The sequence below is a fragment of the Mitsuaria sp. BK041 genome, from assembly GCF_014193085.1.
Classification (GTDB): Bacteria; Pseudomonadota; Gammaproteobacteria; order Burkholderiales; family Burkholderiaceae_C; genus Roseateles.
The window spans coordinates 1,243,391-1,264,424 of the sequence record NZ_JACHYT010000001.1 but is presented as its reverse complement, the minus strand read 5'-3'; the positions used below and the strand labels follow the sequence as shown (position 1 = coordinate 1,264,424).

General features: G+C 71.1%; 21 protein-coding genes. 11 read left to right on the top strand and 10 right to left on the bottom strand.

The genetic code is table 11. The annotated features are described in order from the left end of the window. Positions 1-3: 3 nt before the first annotated feature. The 7 genes from FHT38_RS05475 (at position 4) to FHT38_RS05445 (ending at position 5,288) form a co-directional block, all read left to right on the top strand. A complete protein-coding gene (locus tag FHT38_RS05475; RefSeq protein WP_183490523.1) occupies positions 4-921 on the top strand; it encodes a YicC/YloC family endoribonuclease in 918 nt (305 codons plus the stop codon). Positions 922-1,231: 310 nt separating this feature from the next. Then, positions 1,232-1,762, top strand: coding sequence for a glycoside hydrolase family 108 protein (locus FHT38_RS05470; protein WP_183490520.1), 531 nt, complete (start codon positions 1,232-1,234; stop codon positions 1,760-1,762). A gap of 81 nt (positions 1,763-1,843) precedes the next feature. Further along, positions 1,844-2,362, top strand: a complete 519-nt coding sequence (locus FHT38_RS05465; protein ID WP_091723236.1) for a DUF2589 domain-containing protein — start codon at positions 1,844-1,846, stop codon at positions 2,360-2,362. A 111-nt stretch (positions 2,363-2,473) separates the two neighbouring features. After that, on the top strand, positions 2,474-3,085 hold the full coding sequence (locus FHT38_RS05460; protein ID WP_183478579.1) for a DUF2589 domain-containing protein: 612 nt from the start codon (positions 2,474-2,476) through the stop codon (positions 3,083-3,085). 82 nt (positions 3,086-3,167) lie between these two features. Then, on the top strand, positions 3,168-3,563 hold the full coding sequence (locus FHT38_RS25065) for a hypothetical protein (RefSeq protein ID WP_221213736.1): 396 nt from the start codon (positions 3,168-3,170) through the stop codon (positions 3,561-3,563). Between the two features lie 50 nt (positions 3,564-3,613). Then, complete coding sequence (locus FHT38_RS05450) at positions 3,614-4,153, top strand: hypothetical protein (RefSeq protein WP_183490517.1); 540 nt, start codon at positions 3,614-3,616, stop codon at positions 4,151-4,153. A 19-nt stretch (positions 4,154-4,172) separates the two neighbouring features. Continuing rightward, positions 4,173-5,288, top strand: coding sequence for a collagen-like protein (locus FHT38_RS05445; protein WP_183490514.1), 1,116 nt, complete (start codon positions 4,173-4,175; stop codon positions 5,286-5,288). Between the two features lie 4 nt (positions 5,289-5,292). Here the strand turns inward: FHT38_RS05445 and FHT38_RS05440 are convergent, their stop codons facing one another. Next, on the bottom strand, positions 5,293-5,934 hold the full coding sequence (locus tag FHT38_RS05440) for a response regulator transcription factor (protein ID WP_175538194.1): 642 nt from the start codon (positions 5,932-5,934) through the stop codon (positions 5,293-5,295). A gap of 305 nt (positions 5,935-6,239) precedes the next feature. Then, positions 6,240-6,824 carry a TetR/AcrR family transcriptional regulator gene (locus tag FHT38_RS05435; RefSeq protein ID WP_183490511.1) on the bottom strand — a complete coding sequence of 195 codons (585 nt, stop codon included), beginning with the start codon at positions 6,822-6,824 and terminating at the stop codon, positions 6,240-6,242. A gap of 201 nt (positions 6,825-7,025) precedes the next feature. Between FHT38_RS05435 and FHT38_RS05430 the strand changes: the two genes are divergently transcribed. Continuing rightward, positions 7,026-8,351: an outer membrane protein transport protein gene (locus FHT38_RS05430; protein ID WP_221213979.1), complete on the top strand. Its 1,326-nt coding sequence runs from the start codon at positions 7,026-7,028 to the stop codon at positions 8,349-8,351. A 210-nt stretch (positions 8,352-8,561) separates the two neighbouring features. On the opposite strand, the gene FHT38_RS05425 is transcribed toward FHT38_RS05430, so the two are convergent. Further along, the gene (locus FHT38_RS05425; protein WP_183478575.1) at positions 8,562-9,119 is read right to left on the bottom strand and encodes a DNA-3-methyladenine glycosylase; all 558 of its coding nucleotides are present in this window, start codon (positions 9,117-9,119) and stop codon (positions 8,562-8,564) included. 121 nt (positions 9,120-9,240) lie between these two features. Between FHT38_RS05425 and gmk the strand changes: the two genes are divergently transcribed. Together gmk and rpoZ are read left to right on the top strand one after the other, a co-directional pair. Further along, on the top strand, positions 9,241-9,864 hold the full coding sequence (gmk, locus tag FHT38_RS05420; RefSeq protein ID WP_091723212.1) for a guanylate kinase: 624 nt from the start codon (positions 9,241-9,243) through the stop codon (positions 9,862-9,864). A gap of 22 nt (positions 9,865-9,886) precedes the next feature. Further along, positions 9,887-10,090 (top strand): DNA-directed RNA polymerase subunit omega, encoded by a 204-nt coding sequence (gene rpoZ / locus FHT38_RS05415; RefSeq protein WP_058936171.1) that lies wholly within the window; start codon positions 9,887-9,889, stop codon positions 10,088-10,090. Positions 10,091-10,148: 58 nt separating this feature from the next. Here rpoZ and FHT38_RS05410 read toward each other — a convergent pair whose 3' ends face one another. The 3 genes from FHT38_RS05410 to FHT38_RS05400 form a co-directional block, all read right to left on the bottom strand. Next, the gene (locus FHT38_RS05410; protein ID WP_183490508.1) at positions 10,149-12,080 is read right to left on the bottom strand and encodes a DEAD/DEAH box helicase; all 1,932 of its coding nucleotides are present in this window, start codon (positions 12,078-12,080) and stop codon (positions 10,149-10,151) included. Positions 12,081-12,388: 308 nt separating this feature from the next. Next, entirely contained in the window at positions 12,389-13,327 is a 939-nt protein-coding gene (locus FHT38_RS05405) for a peptidoglycan-binding protein (RefSeq protein WP_217648387.1), read from the bottom strand. Between the two features lie 89 nt (positions 13,328-13,416). After that, a complete protein-coding gene (locus FHT38_RS05400; RefSeq protein ID WP_091723202.1) occupies positions 13,417-14,085 on the bottom strand; it encodes a glutathione S-transferase family protein in 669 nt (222 codons plus the stop codon). Between the two features lie 121 nt (positions 14,086-14,206). Between FHT38_RS05400 and FHT38_RS05395 the strand changes: the two genes are divergently transcribed. Next, positions 14,207-14,431, top strand: a complete 225-nt coding sequence (locus tag FHT38_RS05395; RefSeq protein ID WP_147242997.1) for a YXWGXW repeat-containing protein — start codon at positions 14,207-14,209, stop codon at positions 14,429-14,431. A 120-nt stretch (positions 14,432-14,551) separates the two neighbouring features. Here the strand turns inward: FHT38_RS05395 and FHT38_RS05390 are convergent, their stop codons facing one another. The 4 genes from FHT38_RS05390 to FHT38_RS25595 all read right to left on the bottom strand — a co-directional run bounded on the left by FHT38_RS05390 (position 14,552) and on the right by FHT38_RS25595 (position 21,002). Beyond that, positions 14,552-15,346: a hypothetical protein gene (locus FHT38_RS05390; protein WP_183490501.1), complete on the bottom strand. Its 795-nt coding sequence runs from the start codon at positions 15,344-15,346 to the stop codon at positions 14,552-14,554. A gap of 270 nt (positions 15,347-15,616) precedes the next feature. Then, positions 15,617-16,477, bottom strand: coding sequence for a hypothetical protein (locus FHT38_RS05385; protein ID WP_183490498.1), 861 nt, complete (start codon positions 16,475-16,477; stop codon positions 15,617-15,619). Between the two features lie 194 nt (positions 16,478-16,671). Beyond that, the gene (locus FHT38_RS05380; protein WP_254783214.1) at positions 16,672-19,071 is read right to left on the bottom strand and encodes a serine/threonine protein kinase; all 2,400 of its coding nucleotides are present in this window, start codon (positions 19,069-19,071) and stop codon (positions 16,672-16,674) included. Continuing rightward, positions 19,068-21,002, bottom strand: a complete 1,935-nt coding sequence (locus FHT38_RS25595) for a serine/threonine-protein kinase (protein ID WP_183490495.1) — start codon at positions 21,000-21,002, stop codon at positions 19,068-19,070. Before FHT38_RS25595 ends, FHT38_RS05380 begins: the two co-directional genes overlap by 4 nt. Positions 21,003-21,034 lie beyond the last annotated feature (32 nt).

The following is a 21,034-nucleotide window of genomic DNA, read 5'->3' as shown; positions in this document are numbered from 1 at the left end:
CTGATGCCAGTTTACAGCATGACCGGTTATGCCAGCGCCACGGCACAACCCGCGAACTCCGGCGAAACCCCTAGCCCCGCCGCCACGCCGGCGGTCACGGTGGAGGCGCGCTCGGTGAACGGCCGCTTCCTGGACCTCAGCTTCCGCATGCCCGACGAGCTGCGCTCGCTCGAGCCCGCGCTGCGCGAACTGGTCTCGGGCAGCGTCAAGCGCGGCAAGATCGAGCTGCGCATCAACACGCAGCGCGATGCCGACAGTTCCTGGCCGAACCCGCAGCCGGAGCAGTTGAACCGGCTCGCGCGACTCGAATCGCAGGTGCAGACCTGGCTGCCGAAGGCGCAGGGATTGAGCGTCCAGGAGGCCTTGAACTGGTGCAAGACCGGCACGACCGGCGCCTCCGCGAACGACGAGAAGGTGCTCGACGCCGCGCGCCAGTGCATCAAGGGCTTCCTCGAGGCGCGCGAGCGCGAAGGCGCCAAGCTCGTGACGATGCTGAAGCAGCGCGTCGCCACTTTGCGGGACCTCGCCACACAGGCCGAGCCGCTGATCCCCGCCGCCGTGCAGCGTCAGCGCGAGCGCTTCCTCGAGCGCTGGCAGGAGGCGCTGAGCGCCACGGGCGCGGCGCAGACGATCTCTGAGCAGACCCTGCAGGAACGCGCGATCAACGAGGCGGCCGCGTATGCGCTGCGCATCGACGTCGCCGAGGAGCTGACGCGGCTGCGCGCTCACCTGGACGAGGTCGAGCGCCTGCTGAAGAAGGGCGGCGAGATCGGCAAGCGGCTGGACTTCCTGATGCAGGAGCTGCACCGCGAGGCCAACACGCTGGGATCGAAGGCAGTGGCGATCGAGCTGACCAACATCTCGGTGGAAATGAAGGTGGCGATCGAGCAGCTGCGGGAGCAGGTGCAGAACATCGAGTAGGTTCCCCGAATGCGACCGGCCGCCACCCGTGATGGGACCGCGGCCGGCGCCCTGCACTGCGCCGCGGCCTGAACTGACGCCCGGGCGCTTGCCCGCGCCGCGGCCCACGCGCGAAATCGGCGCCCCTCCCACACGCGCCCTCCCAGTTGCCGAGGCCTTCTCGGCCATTCCCACCACGCGCTCGCGGCACCCCGCCGCTGCCCCTGTCGCGCGCACCTGCCAACGATGACGGCAATGCCGCCGGGTCTTCCGGCGCTGCCGGCCGCCCCGGTCCGGACCTTCGTCGATCCCAACCCTGAGGTGCCACGACATGGCCGATTTCAGCCAGTACCTGCCGACCCTGCTCCGCTTCGAAGGCGGCTTCGTCAACGACCCCCAGGACCCGGGCGGTCCGACCAACATGGGCATCACGCTCAAGACCTTCCAGGGCCTGGGGCCGTCGGTGGGCTTCACCGACACCAGCCTGGAGGCGCTCAAGCGGCTGAGCCAGGCGGACGCGGGCCGCCTCTACAAGCTCAAGTACTGGGACGCCGTCGACGCCGACACCATCGCGCTGCAGCCGCTGGCGGAGATGCTGGTGGACTTCCACGTCAACGCCGGCGGCCATGCGATCCGCGAGCTGCAGGCGCTGCTGGTCGAGCGCGGCGCCGCCATCAAGCCCGATGGCGCCTGGGGCCCGCAGACCGCGCAGGCGCTGCAGCGCATCGACCCCACCGACGCCTACCGCGCCCTGCGCGCGCGCCGCATCGCCTACTACGAGCGCCTGGCCGCTCGGCAGCCCGACCTGCGCAAGTTCCTCAAGGGCTGGCTCAACCGCGTCAACGCCTTCCCCGTGCTCTGACGCCGAGTCCCGCGGCGCCGCGCCCGCGCGCGCCGACCGCCACCACCGACCTCCAACCATTCCGCAGGGAAGGACCCTCCCATGAGCTCACGTGTCGACTTGAAGGAACTCATCGAGGCGCTCGCCGGTGCCGTCATCGATGCCCAGGACCGCATCGAGCAGCACCAGATCGCCAAGCTCGGCCAGTACTTCGACGAGGACAACCGCCCGCGCACCGTCGTCATGCGGCTGCCGTCGATGCAGCCCGACGCCGAGCCCGGCACCGAGGACCTTTACCGCGCGCCGCTGCTCGGCCTGGTGCCGGCCAACGCGCTCAAGATCAAGGACGTCGAGATGCGCTTCGACGTCGACCTCGGCGCGCTCTCCGACGACGCGCTGCCCGGCGCCCGCCCCACGGCCACCGGCAGCGACTGGCAGGGCCCGGCCGGCGCCGCGCGCAAGAGCGTGCAGGTCCACACCCGCGGCCCGCTCGTGGGCCGGCGCAGCACCGCGCACGTGGTGCTGCGCGTCGAGGGCTGCGAGCCCACCGAAGGCCACGCGCGCCTGGTCGGCCAGCTCAACCAGGTGCAGGGCGTCTTCGACACGCAGCAAACGCTATGAGGCCCGGCCGGCCCGCCGCCGGCCCGCCATGGATCGGCGGACGGCACCGCCGATGCCGGCGCCGCAACGGTTGCGGCGCCGTCGTGACCCTGCCGATTCAAGGAGCACTGAATGCCTTCCGATCTCGTCAACATCGCCGACCAGTACAAGGGTCTGCCCATGGGCGAACTCATCGGTTCGCCGCTGACGGCCGCCTGCGACGCGCAGATCCGGCTCGCCAAGGCGACCGCCGACTTCATCCAGACCGTCGGCTTCGACGCCGACGCCAGCGGCAATCCGGGCGCGACCCGCCAGGTCAACTTCAACTTCAAGCGGCCCACGGCCAACACCAACAGCGCCGACGGCACCTTCTACGAGGAGCAGGTGGAACTCAGCGTGCCGCTGCTGGCCATCGTCAAGGTGCCCAACCTGAGCATCACCAAGGTGGACATCGTCTTCGACATGGAAGTGAAGTCGTCCTTCGCGTCCAAGGAGCAAAGCAGCGCGCAGGCCTCCGCCTCCGGCACGGCCAGCGTGGGCTTCGGCCCCTTCAAGGCGTCGGTGACGGTGAGCGGCTCGGTGTCCTCGCACAAGGAGAACACGCGCAGCTCGGACAACTCGGCCAAGTACCACGTCGAGGTCCACGCCGTTGACGACGGCATGCCCGAGGGCCTGGCGCGGGTGATGGACATCCTGCAGTCCGCCGTGGCGCCGCGCAAGGTCGGCGCGCCGACCGCCGTCTGACCCGGTCTGACCCGGGCCCGAGCGCCCGCCACGCAGGTCCGTCCGCGCCCGGGCGCGGGCGGGCCTGCCCCTCGGAGCCGTCATGTTCGATCAAAGCAACGTCAAGTACATCAAGCGCCTCGTCGTGGGGAGCGACAACCCCGCGCGTCTGTGCACGCGCGAGGAGACCGAGGCCCAGATGGAGGAGCTCAACGACTGCCTGTCCGGCGCCTCGCATCCGCGCGGCACGCTGCTGGCGGTGGAGCGCAGCTTCACGCTGGTGCGCATCGGCGACCACCAGGTCGTGCTCGAGTGGATGGCCTATCACGTCGGCTTCGCGCGCAAGCCGGCGCCCAAGCCGCCGCGCCAGGCCAGCGCCGCTGCCGCCACGGCGCCGCACGATGCGCCCGCGGCCGCCGGCGCGGCCCGGGCCGGCGCCCCCGCGGAGGCCGGCGAGGTGACCGACCTGCCCTCGACCGACGTGGCCGACCCGGCCTGACTTCAACCCCTGTCTTCAACACTGCCGCGACACGCGGCCCAGGAGATCCCATGATCGCTTTCCGGAAGAATCGCCGTCCCGCCCCGGGACGTTTCGCGCCAGCCGCCTACGCGGTCTCGGTGTCCGTCTCGCTGGCCGGCGCGCTGGTGCTGCTGTTCGCGCCGCTGCTGCCCGCTGGTGCCTGGGCGCAGCCGGCGTCCGCCGCCGCGGAGGATCCGCCAGCGGCAACCCTCACCGGCCGGATGACGCTCAAGACCAAGCCGGGCGAACTGCCGCGGCTGGTGCCGGTGACCCTCACGCCGCAGGCCAAGGGCGGCTACGACGTCCACTATGAGGAGCAGCTCCGCTGTCACGTCGTGCTGGCGTACAACGGCTACGTTCCGGAGGCGGGGCATCTGTACACGGCCTCGGTCGCCGGGACGGCTTCGGGCGGCATGGCCGCCTACTGCTCCAGCGTCGGCGGCAAGGGCAAGCGCGTGCTGCTGCGGCCGCTCGCCGGTGGCCAGCCGGGCTACTCGTACGAGGACCAGGCCCCGTCCGGCAGCCCGGTCCTTGTCGCGCCGGCGGCCCCGGCCAAGCGGTCGCCATGAGCGCCCGGCGCTGACGGCCATGGCCGGCCCGCCCGCCATCGCAACGCCCTCCCCGGCATCCGGCGCGGCCGGTCCCGCCGGGGCGGCGCCGCAGGACCGCCTGGAGGTGCTGGCGCAGCTGCGCGCCGAGATCACCGCGATGCTGCGCCACGCGCTGGCGACGGGGCGGGAAGTCCCGCCCGCGCTGATGCGCACGGCGCTCGAGGCGCTGAGCCCCGGCGACGACACGCCGGCGCCGGGCGCCGCCGCGCGGCCCCCCTCGGCGGGCGATCCGGAGACGCTGTCGCGGGTGCACGCGCGGCTGGCCGCGCTGGTCGCGCCCGCGCGGCCGGGCACCTTGCGGCTGATGCACGCCGCGCGCGACACGGGCGCGCTACCGCTGCTCGGTCCGATGCGCAACGTGCGCTGGCTGACGCTGGCGGCCTTCGGCTGCCTGGTCGCGTTCATGGTGGTCGCGCAGTCGCCGCTGATCGACGCGCCCGCGCTGTCGTCCGACCTGCTGGCGCTCAACGGATTCCAGCAGGTGGCCGTGACCACCCTGCTGCTGACCGCCGCGGGCCTGGGCGCGACCTTCCAGGCGCTGTTCACCGCCCAGACCTACGTCTCGCGGGCCACCTACGACCCGCTGTACGACGCTTCGTACTGGATCCGCATCGGGCTGGGGCTGGTGTCGGGCCTGATGCTGGCGGTGCTCATCCCGATCGACAGCGTGAACAACGCGGGCTCGCTGCAGCGCCCGCTGCTGGCGCTGCTGGGCGGCTTCTCCGCGCGCCTCACCCACCGGGTGCTGCAACGCCTGGTGGACACCGTGGACTCGATGTTCGACAGCGACCGCCACCAACTGGTCGAGCAGACGCGGGCCCACTCGCAGGCCGAGGCGCGGCAGTCGGCGATGCAGACGCGGCTGGCGCTGGCGCGGCAACTGATGGGCGTGCAGGGCGAGCTGCTGGCAGCCGCGCCGGACGACGCGGCGCGGCAACGGCTGTCGGCGATGCTGGACGAGCTGCTGGCGGGAGCGCCAGCGTCGGGCACGGCAGCCCCGCCGGACGAACCCGGCGCACCCGGAACTCCCGGAACGCCGGGCGAACGGGGCGGACCGGGCACGCCAGACGTGCCGGACCGGCCCGATGCCTGAGCGGTCACGGACGGGCGAGTCCCTCCCGGATGGCGTAGCGGGTGATGTCGGCCACGCCGCGCAGTCCGAGCTTGTGGACCGCATGCTCGCGGTGCGAGGCCACCGTCTTCTGGCTGACGCCGAGCTGCGCGGCGATGTGCTTGGTGGACAGCCCTTCGGCGAGCAGTTGCACGATCTCGCGCTCCTTGGGCGTGAGCCGGACGAAGGCGCTGGGCGCCGCCGCCGGATGAGCGCAGGCGATGACGGCGGCCTCGGTCAATGAGGGGCTCAGATAGAACTGGCGCCGTCCGAGCGCGCCGATCGCGCGCACCAGTTCATCCACGCCGCTGTCCTTGGCGAGGATGCCGCTGGCGCCGGCGTCGAGCGCCGCGCGCATGCGATGCGGCGGTTCCTCGTCGGCCAGGCACAGCACGCGGGTGGAGGGCGATGCCGCCACGATGCGCTGCGTCGTGTCGACGCAATTGAGCCCGGGCAGCTCCATGTCCATCAGCACCACTTCCGGGCGCAGCCGCACGGCCAGCCGGACCGCCTCCTGGCCGTCGCCCGCCTGGGCCACCAGTTCCTGCCCGCCCTGTTCCTGGATCAGGGAGGCCAGGGCCTCCCGCAGCAGTTGATGACGCGCGATCACCATCAATCGAGTTCGCATGCTTGTTTTCTCCCTGTGAATCGAGCCCTGCGACATGGGCTACGTGGGCGATTGCAAACAGGATTGGGAGGCTCCGCAATCGAGGCGATACCGCGAATGAGGTCAGCGATTCACCGAGACGCGCCTCGGTGCGCGACCGCGGCCCGATAGCTGCGCGAGGCAAGGCGCAGAGCGGGTGGGAGATCGGGCGCGCGCAACTGTAATGTCTTGCAGGATGGGCGTTGCGACCTCGCGACTTGGCCTGCAGGCCGCGTGCCGCCAGGGCGGGCGCATCGTCGGTTGTCCGGGCCGGACGCGCACGAGCGTCAATGCAGCTGCAGACGCGCGCGGATCTGGGCTCGGGAACTCTCAAGCACCTTCATGGCGAAGCTCGGGTTCGGGACGGCCCTCGCCAAGGTGAGGGCCCCGACCATCTCCATCTGGACGGAGCGGGCGAGCTCCCGGGGCTGTTCGTAGCCGACTTCCTGGAGCAACGCGGCCAGGGCCTCCAACGCCTTCTTCACGCCTTGCTCGAAGGCTTCTCGAACGGGGGACGACATGCGCGGCAGGTCGCTGGCGAGCGCCGCCATGGGACACCCTGCCTCTCGCTGCTCGAGGTGTTCCCGGCTCAGGTAGCGGTCGATGAGGGCCGCCAACCCTGCGTCGGCGGACAGTCCTTCCAGGCATTCCTCCAGGGTGCTGGCGCTCTCCTCGAACATCAAGGTGATCGCCTCCTGGATCAACTCGTCCTTGGATCCGAAGTGCGCATAGAAGCCGCCATGGGTGAGCCCGGCCTGGGACATCAGCGCCGCGATCCCGATGTTGTCGGGGCCGTGCAGCCGCACCGCCTTCGCGGCCGCGGCCACGACCTTCTCGCGGGTGCGTTGTTTGTGTTCCGAGTCGTAGCGCATAGCCCCCTCAACCATTCGAGTGCGGTCCGCTGGTCCCGCAGACCAGCCCGCAGTTCTCGGAAATCATACGGTTCGGATTGGACTGAGCTCCCCAACCCGTGGTCCGCCGTTTTATATTACGCTCAACATTCAATGCGCTGATCGGGCGCATCTACCCATCAATCGACGGGCTGGGAAGCCCTGCAAGAGGAGACCGAGAAGATGATGTTCCGCAAGAATCACCGGCAGTCGATGCTCGTGTTCGTCACCGGGATGGCCTGTGCCACCTTGGGCCATGCCGCGGCCTTCAAGCTGAAGGAACAAAGCGCGGCGGGTCAAGGTCGGGCTTTCGCGGGCTCGATCAGCGAAGGCGGCGATGCCTCCGTGATCGCGAACAACCCCGCCGCCATGGCCCTGCTCGACGGGCGCCTCTTCCAGGCGGATGCGGCGGTCGTGAACTACTCGGCCAAGTTCAATGGCGCAGGCCGCGATGCGCTCGGACGCCCGCTTTCCGGCGGCAATGGCGGCGACGCGGGACAGACCGCGGCGATTCCGTCGCTGTACTTCCACTCGCCGTTGACGGACCGGATCCATCTGGGTTTCTCGGTGACCGCTCCCTTTGGATTCAAGACCGAGTACGACGATGGCTGGGTCGGCCGCTACCAGGGCGTCAAGACCTCGCTGAAGGTCATCGACGCTGGCGTGTCCGGCTCCTACAAGGTCAACGAGGCGCTGTCCCTCGGGGTCTCGGTGTTCGCCGAACGCCTTGATGTCGAGCTCCGCAACGCGGTGGACTTCGGCGCCCAGTTGGCAGCCTCCCGTGTCCCCGGATTCCTGCCCACCAGCGCGGATGGCTATCTGGACGTCAAGGGAGACAACACCGAAGTGGGCTACACCCTGGGCGCGCTGCTGCGTCCCGCTGAAGGCACCACGATCGGCCTGGCCTATCGCTCGGAGGTCAAGCACAAGGCCAAGCGCGCGGACGTCAGCTTCACGATTCCGGCGGCCGCGAACGCCGTGCTCTCCGTGGCGGCACCGAACACCTTCGTCAACACCACCGTCAATACCGAGCTGACGATGCCCGCCTCGTGGACGCTCAGCCTCAGCCAGCGGCTGAACGATCAATGGACGGTGATGGCCGACTACTCCCGTACCGAGTGGAGCAAGTTCGACAAGGTCGTGCTCGACTTCGCGTCGAACCTGCCGAATCAGACGCTGGACTTCGGCTACCGCGACTCGTCGTTCTACTCGGTGGGAGCCGAGTACAAGCTGAACGACGGCTGGACCCTCCGAGGCGGCTTCGCCTACGACCAGACGCCGGTCACCGATGCCGTGCGGGATGTGCGCGTTCCCGATGTGAGCCGCAGGTGGTTGTCGCTCGGCGCGACCTGGCGCGCAAGCAAGCAGCTCGCCTACAGCATCGGCTTCACCCACCTCTTCATCAAGGACACCAGCGTCAATCTCACCTCGCCTTCTGCCAGCACGCTGCAAGGGACCTACAAGGTCGGCAGCGACATCCTGGCGGTGTCCGCGCAGTACAGCTTCTGAAGGGAGCGGCCCTCGCTCTTGAGGTCCTTCCGCTCGCGTTTCAAGCAGTCGTCAGGCGAAAGCATCGGCGCGCCCGACTGAAGTGACGCGGACAGGCAGTTCCAGGGGTTGTCGTGCGAGTCCCCTCACACGCAACTCATTCACCCCGGATCGCAACGTCCGGGGTGTTTTTTCTGGGTCAATGAAGACCTCCCACGCGCGTGCGGGGCCCTACCCCTTCATCGGCTTGCTGAGGAAGCGCGAGCCCGCCGCGACAAAACGCCAGGGGCGATCGACCGCCTTGCTGATGCCGATGCGGGTCCCGCAAAGCACCTCGGCCTGGCGCGACGGCGGCAGCAGTTGAAACGGCGGCGCGTCGAGCGAGGCCCCGCCCAGCGAGCGATCGATGCCCAGGGCCTCCCCGACCCGCCCCGGCCCCGAGGCGAGCAGGCGCGGCACCGCGGTGCCACGCCGTTCGGCCATGCGGTCGATGCCATGCGTCGGTTCGAGCGCGCGGATCAGCACGCCGGCGCCGTGGCCCTCGGGACGGCACACGAAGTTCAGGCACCAGTGCAGGCCGTAGCTCCGGTACACGTACGCATGCCCCGGCGGGCCGAACATCGCCGCGTTGCGCGGCGTCAGGCCGACGAAGCAATGGGAGGCCTCGTCGTCCTGGTCATAGGCCTCGGTCTCGACGATGACGCCGCCGACACCGTCCACCAGCACCGTCCACCCGATGAGCTGCCGCGCCACCAGGACCGGGCTCTCCATGAAATCGATCTGCTGCATCGCGCCAGTATTGCGGATCGACGCCCCGCGCCTGCGTCGGCGTGAACGAGTGCGCGGTCCCCGCGGCCCGCGGCCGGGCGGCCTGTCGAAGCCTTCACGCCGTCCTCTATAAAATCGCGCGATGGAATACCCGGGCAATCTCTTCGTTGTCGCCGCCCCCAGCGGTGCCGGCAAATCCAGCCTCGTCAAGGCGCTGCTGGAACTGGACGCCAAGCTGAGCGTCTCCGTCTCGCACACCTCGCGCGCGCCGCGCGGCCAGGAACAGCACGGCCGCGAATACCTGTTCGTCACCCCGGAGGAATTCCGGGCCATGGTCGACCGCGGGGAGTTCTTCGAGTGGGCGCAGGTCCACGACAACCTCTACGGCACCTCCCGCGCGGCGATCGAGGCGCGCATCTCGCATGGCGACGACGTCGTGCTGGAGATCGATTACCAGGGCGCGCTGCAGATCAAGCAGCTGTTCCCGCATGCGGTGCTGATCTTCATCCTGCCGCCGAGCTGGGAGGAACTGAAGCAGCGCCTGGTCCGGCGCGGCGACACCGAGGAAGCGGTGATCGCCAAGCGCATGCAGACCGCCCGGGAGGAAGTCGCGCAAGCGAAACACTTCGATTTCGTGGTCATCAATGCCGTCTTCGAGACGGCGCTTTTCGACCTGAAGGCCATCGTCCAGGCGCAGCGGCTAAAATACGCGACCCAGCGCCGCAACCGGTCGACCGTGTTCCGCGCGCTCGACCTCATCGAGTAACCCCGTCCCCTCAGGAACCCGCATGGCCCGCATCACCGTCGAAGACTGCCTGACCAAGATCCCGAACCGCTTCCAGCTGGTGCTCGCCGCGACCTATCGCGCCCGCATGCTGAGCCAAGGCCACGCGCCGAAGCTGGAGTCGAAGAACAAGCCCGGCGTGACCGCGCTGCGCGAAGTCGCCAACGGCGACGTCGGCGTGGAAATGCTGCGCCGCGTGCCGGTCTGATTCCCGGCCGACCGCTGGATCGAAACGCCCCGCTCGCGGGGCGTTTTTCATGGGGCGCTCACCCCCGCCCCGCCCGCTCCCGCCAGAACGCCGCGTCGATCTCCACCGCATTGCCGCTCTTCTCGTGGATGACCCAGAAGCGCGCGCCGTCCGCGGCGATGCGGTCGACCTCGCCGACCAGCCGTCCCGCGGCGATCCGCAACCCGCGCGTGTTGAAAGGGAAGTCCGCCGCCCGGGCGAGCGTCGACAGCGGCACCGCCTCGCGCGCATCGCCGGCCAGCCGCAGGCGCTGGACGATGGGCGCGAGCACCTCGTTCGTCAGGTCCGCTGGCGACAGATAGATCACCACCTTCGCCTGCGCGCGGCTCAGTGCGACGTTGAGCAAGCGCCGCGCCTCGTCCGTGCGCAGGAAGGGCTGGGTCCCGTCGGCCGGATCGAAGAACACCACCGGCGCCTCGCTGCCCTGCGCGCGGTGCACGGTGCTGACCCGCACCCCGTCGTCGACGCCCGCCACCGCCAGGCGCTGCCGGATCAGCGCGCGCTGCGCGCGGAAGGGCGTGAGCACGATGAGCTCGTGCGGCGCCCAGGCGCCGCTGGCCAGCGCCTCGGCGATGGTGGCCGCGATCGCGTCGGCCGACTCCCTTCGGATCGGCCCGCGGTCCTTCGCGGACCAGCCGCCTTCCCGCGTCACGCGCCGCACCGCCACATGGACCTCCGGCGGGATGTCCCCCAGCGCGCGCGAGCGCGCGGCCAGCCAGTCCGCCGACGCCAACGCCTCCTCGGCCACGCGCAGCGCGCCGTCGTAGAACAGGTCGCTCACCAGCGCGCCGATGGGGGGCGCCATGCGCGACTGCTCGTCGAGCATCGCCACCGCGGCCCCTCCCTGCCCGCCGCCGGGCATGGCCGCGAACGGCGATCGTCCCAGCCAGAGCCGCGCCAGCCGGTCGTCGCCGCGCAGCACCGGCGACAGCTGCCGCGGATCGCCGGCGAAGAGGCGCGCCCGCCCCAGCGGCATCAGCGCGAGCGCGTGGGCCAGGCTGACCTGACTCGCCTCGTCGAAGACCACCAGGTCGAAGGGCGGCATCGCCGTCGACGTTTCCGACGGCGCATCGGGTGAAGCGAGCTCGCGCAGGGTCTTCAGCGTGAAGACCGCGCGCGTCGTCGTCATCGTGGCGAGTCGGCATTGCCGCAGCACCTGCTGCGACGGGGTGCCGGGACTTGGGATCAAGTGCTCGCGACCGGCATAGGCCTGGGCATCGAACCGCGAGCCGAGCCGGCGGATCGTCCCGCGCAAGGCCTCGCGGCGGCCCTTCTGGAGCGCCTTGTCCACCGCCAGCGTCGCCAGGTCGACCGCATGGTTGGTGGTCGACAGCAGCAGCACCCGCGCCGCGGGGCAGCGGTCCAGGTACTCGGCGACCAGCACGCCCAGCGTCGTCGTCTTGCCGGTGCCGGGCGGTCCCCACAGGAAGGCATCCTCGAAGGCGACCAGCCCCAGCGCCTGTCGCTGCGCCGGTCGCAGCCAGCGGAACGGCGAGCCGTCCAGGCGAGGTCCGGGCGGATGGGCCGCGGGCGCGGACAGGCCCGGCCAGCAGTCCGCGGCGCGGCGCGCCCAGGCGTCATCGCCCCAGGCGTCGGCCACCGCCTGCAGGAAGCGCGGCGGATAGATCCGGATCAGGTGCCCCTCTCCCGGCGGCGGCGCGCTCGCGTCCTGCAGCACGAGCTGGTCGTCCTCGACCACCACCGCCCGCACGCTCGCGCCGCCCTTGTCCGGCGCGCCCCACCAGGCGGACGCGCCCTCCAGCCGCTCGTCGAGCAGCGTCTGCGCCGACGCCTGCCCGGGCCGCTGGCCCTCGGCGTAGACGTAGCCCGCCTCGAGCGTCACCCGCCAGCAGGCGCCGTCCGGCTCGCTGCGGAGCACGCGGAAGTCGTAGAACTCGGGCGTCGCGGCCAGTTCGGCCTCGATCGCCGCGCGGATGTCGGCGATGGGCATGGACGGCGACGGTCACCGGCGGACGCCGGCAGGAATGCGGAGGAGGCGGGACTATAGCGGCCGCCACCGTGACGAGCGGGACGGACGGCTCCTCCGGCACGGTGACGGCCGGCGCACGGGTCGACCCGCCGCGCAGCGCGGCCACCCCGCTCGGCGACCCGAAGACGCGGCCTCCACCGCGGGCCGTGCTCGCCGGCGCGCGTCGGCACGACGGGGCGGCACGGGACGCGCCACGCAGGACCGTCGCCGCGGCCGACCGGCCCGCGGACGCAGCGACGGATCGGCCGGCGCGCGCATGGCGACGCGCCTCAGCCGAGCAGCGCGCCGATGAAGGCGATGTCGGCCACGCCGGTCGCCGGCAGGCCACGCGTGCGTTGCACCTCCTGGACGCAGCGCATCGAGGCGCCACCGAAGACGCCATCCGCCTTGATGTCCGCGCCCAGCCCGGACAGCGCGAGCTGCACCCGCCGCACGTCGAGCCCGCGCTGCAGTGGCGCCTGGACCGACAGCGCGCGGCTGCCGGGCGCCGGCCCGTCGTAGCAGCCGGGCGGCGTGCCGTTGAGCGTCGTCATCGAGATCTCGGCGCCGCGCACCACCAGCGGCAGGGGCAGGCCCCATTGGCCGAGGTCGATCAGCCGCCGGAACGCATCCATCCGGTAGACCGTGCCGCGCAGGATCGCGATGCTGTGCGTGGCCAGCCATTGGCGGCGCACCCGCACGTAGGCGTCGATCCAGGCCTGCTCGCCCGCCTGCGCGGTCGCGCCGACCTGCGCATCGGTGGCCGCGCGGATCCGCGCCCAGGAGCCGTGCACGAAGCTGTCGTAGACCACCGCCGAGCCCAGCGCCGACACGATGCCCAGCTTCCCGGCCGCGCGCGCGGCGGGCTGCCAGAAGTGCTCGTCGAAGAAGAGGTCCTGCGTCTCGCGCATCACCGGGTCGTCGGCGCAGGCGCGCAGGAGGTTGTGCAGGCGCTGGTCGGTGTCGAGCGCCGCACCGGCCGCCGCCAGGGCCGGCAGCCAGTCGCCGATCTCGGCCCCGAACTGCGCGCCCGGGTTGCCGGCGTACTGCCGCAGCAGTTCGACCAGCTTGCCCGACCCCAGGGTCGTCTGCGAGCGGCCATAGGTCAGTCGCCCCGGATCGCCCTCCAGCACGGTCACCTGGCCGTAGTCGCCCAGCACATGACCGGTCTCGAAGAGGTTGACGATCGCCTGGGCGGTGCGGATCTGCGAAGGCGTGAGGAAGGACATGGCGTACTCCCACCGGGGGGACCCGGACGGCGGCAGTCTGGCACCCGCCCATCCCCCGCGCATCCGTCATCCAGGGGATGACCGCCCGCTCAGGCCAGCGCGTAGGGACCGCCGCGCTCGAGCGCCCGCTGGTAGGCGGGCCGGGCATGGATGCGCTGGAGGAATTCGGTGATGCGCGGCTGCCGTGCCACGGCGCCGCCTCGCTGCGCCGCGGCCTCCAGCGGGAAGCTCATCTGCACGTCGGCAGCGCTGAAGTCCGCGCCGGCGAACCAGGGGCTTCGACCGAGTTCCGCTTCCAGGTAGTTCATGTGGTTGTCAATCTGCGGCTGGACGAAGCTCGCCTTGGCCTTCGCCGCGATGCCCCGGGCGATCGGCTTCACGAAGAACGGCACGGGCGCGCGTTCGATGCGGTCGAAGACCAGCTTGAGGAGCAGCGGCGGCATCGCCGAGCCCTCGGCGTAATGCATCCAGTAGCGGTAGCGCAGCGCCTCGGGCGTGCCGGCGGCCGGCTTGAAGCGGCCTTCGCCGTAGCGGTCGACGAGGTACTCCAGGATCGCGCCGGACTCGGCGATCACCAGGCCCCCGTCGCTGATCACCGGCGACTTGCCCAGCGGATGCACGGCGCGCAGCTCGGGCGGCGCGAGCATCGTCCTGGGATCGCGCTGGTAGGGCTTGATCTCGTAGGGAAGCCCGAGTTCCTCGAGCAGCCACAGGACCCGCTGCGAGCGGGAGTTGTTGAGGTGGTGGACGGTCAGCATCGGCGCAGTCTATGGCACGCGCCGTTACTTGTTGTCGGGCCGGTAATGTCCCGCCCGGCGCGTCAGCGCGGCGCCGCGGCGGCACGTTCTCAGACGCATGCAGACCCGCTGGAGGTTCCTCATGCGCACATTTCGTCCCTTGCTGCTCGCCCTGGCCGCCGCGCCGCTGGTCGCGAGCCTGACCGGCTGCGTCGTGGTCCCGGCGCATCGTTATTACGGCTACGACCGGGGCCCCGGCTATACGGAAGTCGTGCCCGTCACCGGCACGATCTGGATCGATGGCTACTGGGACACGCGAGGCGGAGGCCGGCGCTGGATCCCGGGTCATTACGGCCCCCGCCGCTGAGCCCTCGTCCCTCTTTCCAGTCTCCCTCGAACGACGAAGCCGGCTCAAGGCCGGCTTCGTCAGTGGCGGCGTCCCTCACGGGCGCCGCCTCATCGGGCTCACTTTGGGGTCACTTCGAGCTCACTTCGAGCAGTTGAAGATCGCGACGCCGCGGTACTTGCTCGCGCCGACCTTCACCACATACCCGACGATCACCGCCTGCTTGCTGGCATCCAGGCCCTGCGCCATGGTGAGCTGCAGGCCGGACGAGCCGCCCAGCATGCCGCCGGTGTAGGTGATCGTCGTCGGCGAGTTCAGCTTGCGACCGGTGGCGGATTCCGTGCCGGCGCTGCCGTCGGCCAGCGTCACGGTGATCGAAGCATCCAACTGCGCGCCCGAGGCGTCGAAGCTCAGCGAGGCCGAGCCCTTGGCCTGTCCGACCTCGGTGCCGGGGGCGACGTCCAGGGTGGGCACGGTGAACTGGCCCGCGTCGCAGGAGAAGCTGCCGCTGGTGGGGAGCGCGTCGGGCGCGTTGTACACCGCGTAATGGACGGCGGTGCCGGTCGCGCCAAGCGTCTTCGTGCTGCTGCCGATCACGGCCGATCCGTGGGTCCAGCGTCCGATGGCGAAGGACACGTCGCCGGCGACGTCCGCGATCGCGCGGTCGATGCCGCTGAGCGCGTTGCCGTTCATCGTGATGACCTCGCCCGTCGTCTGCTGCTCGATGGTCTCGAGCCGGCCCGCGTTCTGCGCGGACGAACTGATCATCAGGTAGCGCGCCGTCTGACCTTTCACGAAAGCCGCCTTCACCTTGGGGCGGCTGGCATCGCCGGTGCCCTGCAGTCCTGCGGGCGTGGCCGGCCCCGAATCTCCACCACCGCCACCGCAGGCCGCCAGCGCCGCGATCAGCGGCAGCACCGCCAGGGCTTTCGTCATTCCAGCTTTCATGAGATCTCCAATCGTTGATGTTCGTGGTCGCCGTGCGGATGCACAGCGCGGCGGTTAGTCGCGGAATGAAGAGGGCTGCTCGCTCGCCTGGAGCGAGGAATGAAGGGAAATGTCAAAGGCGATGCTCGCCGGGCGGCCTGGGTGGCGCCGAGGGCAGCACCGGCACCGGCCCTGTCCCCGCGACGCAGCAGCAACGACGAAGCCGGCGCGAGGCCGGCTTCGATCGAGCAGGCGGGCCGATGGCGCCCGCCCGGAGGGTCATCGCGTGCAGAGGAAGGTGGCGATGCCGCGATAGGCCGCGTCGCCGCCCGCCGTCACTTCATAAGCCGCGATGACGCGGAACTTGCCGTTGCCGCTGTCGCCCAGCGTCAGCATCATCCCGTCACCCTGGCTGAAGAAGTTCCCGGTGACGGCCGAGGCGCCGGGTGCGATCGTTCGTCCGGTCGTCGACACCGTGCCGGTGCGGTGACCGGCGGTCGCGGTGAGCGACACGTCGACCACAGCGCCCGCGTCGTTGAAGCTCAGCGCGGCCGACCCCGTCGCGACACCAAGCGCCGGCGCCGAGGGGTTGCTGATGACCGTGGGCCGCGTGAACGTGCCGGCATCGCACCGGAGCGTGCCGCCGGCAGGGAGATGGGTCGCGGGGAGGTGCACGACGTAGTGGTAGGCGGCGTTGCGCGCGCCTCCCAGGGTCGAGATGCTGCCGGCGGCCAGCGCCGTGCCCTTGGCCCACCGGCCCTGCGCGAAGGTCTCGTCGCCGGCGATGTCCGCCACCGACAGGTCCGGGCCCGTCAGCGTGTGGGCGTTCATCGCCACGACGCCGCCCGTCGGTTGCTGCTCGAGGGTCTCCAGCGCCCCGGTGGATTGCAGGCTGGTGCCGAGCAGCAGGTAGCGCGCGGTCGTGCCACGAGGCGAGATGTGGAACAGCTCTGCCACCGCAGGCGTGGTGGGCGTGTCCTTGGTGTCGCCGTCGGTGGCCGGCTGGCCGGTGCCCGCGCCCGCGCCGTCCGCGCTCCGGTTCGTGTCGACGGGGCTGCTGTCGCCCCCGCCGCCGCCACAGGCCGCCAGCGCGGCCACCAGCGGCAGCAGGACCAGCGTCTTCTTCAATTCGTGCTTCATTGGATTTCCCTTCATGGATGACTGTCGTCGCCATGGCTGATGCATGGCGGCGCGTCAGTGACAAGCCATGAGGGCCCGGCAGCGCGGTTCGGCCGGAAATATCAAGGTTTCGCGGGGCGCGGCCCTGTCCGGAAGGACGATCCGTGAAGCCGCTCACGAACGGCGGCGGTGCCCCCCCGCGAAGCGGGCCGGGCTCAGTTCGCCTGCTTGAAGGCCATCACGGCCTGGTTGCGCAGCGTGCGCAGCAGCGAGAGCTGCTTCTCGTCGAGCACCACGCTGCCCGGCTCGGGCTTGTCCGCGTAGATCATCGCGAAGGGCGCGCCGCGCAGCGCCATCGGCAGGATCAGGAAGCTGTGCGCCTTCGCGCCGCTCAGGAACCACGCCGGCAGCCGCTCGGCGATCTTGGGTTGCGAGGCATCCGCGATCAGGGTGTCCACGCCCTTGGTGCAGATGGCCGTGAACAGGTCGGCCGGCATGCCGGGCATGACCCTCAGCGGCACGCGGAAGCTCGGCACCACCGCCTCGACGCCCTCGCCCAGGCCGAAACGGCCGGTCAGCGTCTCGGTCTTGGGATCGCGCAGGCAGAAGATCACCCGCCGGAACCCCAGCCCGCGGTACATCGTCTCCAGGATCATCCGCAGGATCTCGTTGAGCTTGAAGCTCTCCACCATCGCGTTGGTGATGTCCTGGATGCCGGCGGCCAGCGTCGCCGCCGCCTGCTCCGCCGAGATGACGCCGCCCGCCGGCGCCCCCTCGACCATCGTCGCCTGCAGCTGGTGCGGCGACAGCGAATCCTCCGCCGACGGCGTCAGCGGCGCCAGCAGCCGCTGCGCGGGCGAGTTCTTCGCCAGCTTGATGTCCATCGCCTGCGCCAGCTGCGTCAACCGCTGCCGCGCCTGGTCGGCCGCGGCCTCGAAGGCCTTGGCCTCGACGCCCAGCGCGCGTGCGTAGCGCTGCGCCATCGCGCGCACCTTGGCATGGGCCTCGGCCGGATCGCTGTTCAGGATCACGTCGGCCACGTCGTTGCTGGCGCGGCCCAGCCAGCGCATGCGGTCCGTCGAATGCTCGACCAGCCGCGCCGGCGCGTCGCCGTCGGGCCGCTGCATGCTGCGCTGCAGGCTGTCGGGGAAGCCCCACTGCCGCGCCACGCCCAGCCCGAGGCTCTCGTAGCTCAGCCCCAGCACCTGCGCCGAGGCCGCTGCCTCGCTCATCGGTGGCGCGGCCTGCTCGCCCATGCCGCGTTCGGGCCGCACGACGCGGCGCACCTGCTGCGCTTCCTCGGGCAGGTAGAACTCGGCCAGCAGACGACCCAGCCCCTGGAACATCGTCGCGAGGAAGGACTCCTCGTTCTCGCGCGGCACCAGGCACAGCTCGCGCGCCAGCGAGCCCGCCATCAGCGCACGCAGGAATTCCTCCTTGAGGCGCTGCGCGTGATGCTTGTTCTCCATGCGCTCCAGCAGCACCAGCGACAGCGCCAGGTTGCGGATGCCGCCGAAGCCCACCAGCGCCACCGCGCGCGACACCGTGCTGATGTGCCCGCCGCCGGCGTGGCTGAACTGCACCGTGTTGACCAGCCGCAGCAGCTTGTTGGTCAGCGCGACGTCCTTGAGGATCTCGTTGGAGAGCGTGGTGAGGCTCTCGTTCTCCGACTGCGTCATGCGCTGGATGCGCGCCACCGAATCGGCCATCGCCGGGAAGTCGCTGCGATGGCGCATGCGGCGCAGCAGGAACTCCAGCGTGGCGTTGCCGCCCTCGCCCGCGTCGGGGGCCTCGCCGGCGGGATGCAGCCAGGCGGCCAGCGCGTCGTGGAAGGCCTTGGCATCGGACCAGCGCTGCGCCGACTCGCGCGCCAGGCCGCGCAGCAGCACGGCGCGCAGCGCGTCGTCGCTGTCCGGGCCCAGGTCCGCGGGCGGGTCCAGGGTCTGCTCCATCGCGCGGCGCACCGCGCGCCACGGATCGGGGTCGTAGTTCAGGCGCTGGCCGGACAGCATCTCGCTGAGCATCACGGCCGCCGCGAACACGTCCATCACCGGCGAGGGCGCATCGCCGCGCGCCGCCTCCGGCGAGATGTAGCCCGGCGTGCCGACGATGCGGTTGGGCCTGGCCGCGGTGCCGCCGGCGGCCACCCGCCCGGCGATGCCGAAGTCCATCACCTTGGGCCGGCCGGTCGAGTCGATCAGGATGTTGGACGGCTTCAGGTCACGATGCACGACGCCGGCCTGATGGGCCGCGTGCAGCCCGTCCAGGATGCCCAGCATCAGCGTCACCGCCTCGCGCGCGGGCAGGCGGCCGCGCTGGCGCAGGCGCTCGGTCAGCGTGCCGCCGGGCACGTACTCGAAGACCATGTAGGTCTGCCCCGCCTCGATGTCGGCCTCGAAGACCGGCACGATGTTGGGATGCGTCAAGCGGCTGACCGCGCGCGCCTCATGCAGCCAGGCATCGACGCTGGCGCGGTCCACCGCCTGCGTCAGCACCTTCAGCGCCACCTCGCGGTCCAGCCGCGGATCATGGGCCAGCCACACCGTCGCCTGGGCGCCCTGCCCCAGGCTGCGCAGCGGCTTGAAGCGCCCGACGGCGGGCGGCATGGCGGTCATGGGCGGTCCTTGCCGGGCTCGGGCATGCGCGTCCCTGGCGGGGGCGTCGTCAGGGACGACGAGGCCGGCGCGGTGGCCGAGGGCGCCGCCCCGGCGGACGGAGCCGCCGCCGGCACGCTCGCCGGGGCGCCCGATTCAGCGCGCTCCCGCAGCCGTGAGCGCGGCGCCGCGGTCGCGGCCGCGCCGATCGACGGATCGGTCATCGCGCCCAGGCCGCTGTCGCCGGCGTCGGCGATCGCGCCGCTGGCGCCGAGCGCGTCGTAGATCTCCCGCAAGCCCAGGCCGAGCGCGCGCGCATAACGCCGCGTCGCCAGCTCGATCGCCGCCTGCCGCTTGCGCTCCGGCACGGCCAGTGCGTCCACCAGCTCGTTGGCCAGGCTGCAGGTCAGGCGCAGCAGTTCGATGTCGCCATCGGCATGGCGCACCGGCGCCTCCTGCGGCTGGCGGCGCATCATGTGCTGCAGCTCGTCGCCCAGGCCCCAGTAGCGGGCCACCGCCAGGCCCAGGCTTTCCAGGTCGCAGCCCAGCACCGCGTAGGCGGCCGATTGCTCGTTCATGCCGCGCGGATTGGGGTTGTCCTCGGTCGCCTCGGGCGCCACCTGCAGCTGGCGGATCTGCTGCGCGTCGTCCGGGAAGTGGTACTGCACCAGCAGCCGGCCCAGGTTCTGCATCAGCGAGATCAGATACACGACCTCGCCGTCATAGCCCGCCGGCCGCAGCGCCTGCGACACCTGGCCGGCGCGCTGCACGCGGCGCATCACGCTCTGCATGAACTGCGCCTGGCCGTCGTTCATCGGGCCGGGCCAGGGCTTGAGCGCGCGGGCCGCGTCCTCCAGCCCGTTCAGGCCCAGCATCGCGATCGCGCGCTGCAGGTTCAGCACCGTGCCGCCGCTGGTCGGGCCCTGCTGCCGCAGCGCGTTGTTGACGCGCCGGATCAGCTCCAGCGACAGCGCCATGTCCTTGAGCGCCATCGCGGCGAGCTGGCTGCCGTGCTGCGATTCCATCGAGGACGAGGCCACCGTCGTCACCAGCCGCGTCGAGGTGCTGGGCAGATGGCCGAAGCGCTGCATCTTGTCCTTGAGCAGCGCGATCGGGCCGCCGTCGTCCTGCTCGGCCGACTGGCGCCAGCCGTCCAGCGCGCGCCAGAAGCTGCGCGCCAGGTGATAGCGCTGGCGCGTCTGGCGGTCGCTGGCGCGGTTGACGATGGCGCGCAGCGGCTCGGGGATCGGATACGGGGTTTCCCAGCCCAGGCGCACCAGTTCGTGGCCCTGCGGCTGCATGCGCTGCAGCACGGCCTGCAGGTCGGGCTCGTCCAGCACCGGCTTGCCGGTCAGCAGGCGGTGCAGCAGCAGGCCGATGCTGACGACATCCTCTTCAGCCGCCTCGCGCACCGCGCGCCGGGTGGCGGCGTTGAAATCGGCGCTCGCGGGGACGATCTCCTGCGCCCCTTCCAGGCCCAGCACGCGGACGTGGTTCGAGCCGTCGACGACGAGGTGGGCGAGCTGGATGTCGCGGTGCGCATGGCCGGCCTCATGCGCGAAGGCCAGGCCCTCGAGCGCCTGCGCGGCCCAGCCGGCCGCATCCAGCGGCAGCGGCGGGCCGCCGCGGGCCAGGCGCTCCTCGAGCGTCTCGCCCAGCGCGCGGTCGTAGGCGACATAGGGCCAGGGATCGACGCGGCCGGTCTCGATGACATGGGCCAGATTGGGATGATGGATCCGCGAGGCCCCGTCCACCGTCTTCAGCCAGTGCAGCATCGCCGCCTCGCTGTTGGGCTTCTCGCGCGGCATCATCAGGTACATGTCCTGGCCCGACGCCGGGTCGAACACCACCCACAGCATCGAGCGCTGGCTCTTGTGCAGGAGCGCGCGCAGCTCGAAGCGGCCGAAGCGCCGCATCGGGGCGGCGGTGGATGTTGTGTTGTTGTCAGACACGAGCGATGAGCGACACCCGGTGGTGCGGGGGC

Excerpts from the sequence above, each read along its gene's own strand:
- FHT38_RS05475 (WP_183490523.1), top strand. The coding sequence starts at position 4 with ATGCCAGTTTACAGCATGACCGGTTATGCCAGCGCCACGGCACAACCC.
- FHT38_RS05470 (WP_183490520.1), top strand. The coding sequence starts at position 1,232 with ATGGCCGATTTCAGCCAGTACCTGCCGACCCTGCTCCGCTTCGAAGGC.
- FHT38_RS05465 (WP_091723236.1), top strand. The coding sequence starts at position 1,844 with ATGAGCTCACGTGTCGACTTGAAGGAACTCATCGAGGCGCTCGCCGGT.
- FHT38_RS05460 (WP_183478579.1), top strand. The coding sequence starts at position 2,474 with ATGCCTTCCGATCTCGTCAACATCGCCGACCAGTACAAGGGTCTGCCC.
- FHT38_RS25065 (WP_221213736.1), top strand. The coding sequence starts at position 3,168 with ATGTTCGATCAAAGCAACGTCAAGTACATCAAGCGCCTCGTCGTGGGG.
- FHT38_RS05450 (WP_183490517.1), top strand. The coding sequence starts at position 3,614 with ATGATCGCTTTCCGGAAGAATCGCCGTCCCGCCCCGGGACGTTTCGCG.
- FHT38_RS05445 (WP_183490514.1), top strand. The coding sequence starts at position 4,173 with ATGGCCGGCCCGCCCGCCATCGCAACGCCCTCCCCGGCATCCGGCGCG.
- FHT38_RS05440 (WP_175538194.1), bottom strand. The coding sequence starts at position 5,934 with ATGCGAACTCGATTGATGGTGATCGCGCGTCATCAACTGCTGCGGGAG.
- FHT38_RS05435 (WP_183490511.1), bottom strand. The coding sequence starts at position 6,824 with ATGCGCTACGACTCGGAACACAAACAACGCACCCGCGAGAAGGTCGTG.
- FHT38_RS05430 (WP_221213979.1), top strand. The coding sequence starts at position 7,026 with ATGATGTTCCGCAAGAATCACCGGCAGTCGATGCTCGTGTTCGTCACC.
- FHT38_RS05425 (WP_183478575.1), bottom strand. The coding sequence starts at position 9,119 with ATGCAGCAGATCGATTTCATGGAGAGCCCGGTCCTGGTGGCGCGGCAG.
- gmk (WP_091723212.1), top strand. The coding sequence starts at position 9,241 with ATGGAATACCCGGGCAATCTCTTCGTTGTCGCCGCCCCCAGCGGTGCC.
- rpoZ (WP_058936171.1), top strand. The coding sequence starts at position 9,887 with ATGGCCCGCATCACCGTCGAAGACTGCCTGACCAAGATCCCGAACCGC.
- FHT38_RS05410 (WP_183490508.1), bottom strand. The coding sequence starts at position 12,080 with ATGCCCATCGCCGACATCCGCGCGGCGATCGAGGCCGAACTGGCCGCG.
- FHT38_RS05405 (WP_217648387.1), bottom strand. The coding sequence starts at position 13,327 with ATGTCCTTCCTCACGCCTTCGCAGATCCGCACCGCCCAGGCGATCGTC.
- FHT38_RS05400 (WP_091723202.1), bottom strand. The coding sequence starts at position 14,085 with ATGCTGACCGTCCACCACCTCAACAACTCCCGCTCGCAGCGGGTCCTG.
- FHT38_RS05395 (WP_147242997.1), top strand. The coding sequence starts at position 14,207 with ATGCGCACATTTCGTCCCTTGCTGCTCGCCCTGGCCGCCGCGCCGCTG.
- FHT38_RS05390 (WP_183490501.1), bottom strand. The coding sequence starts at position 15,346 with ATGACGAAAGCCCTGGCGGTGCTGCCGCTGATCGCGGCGCTGGCGGCC.
- FHT38_RS05385 (WP_183490498.1), bottom strand. The coding sequence starts at position 16,477 with ATGAAGCACGAATTGAAGAAGACGCTGGTCCTGCTGCCGCTGGTGGCC.
- FHT38_RS05380 (WP_254783214.1), bottom strand. The coding sequence starts at position 19,071 with ATGACCGCCATGCCGCCCGCCGTCGGGCGCTTCAAGCCGCTGCGCAGC.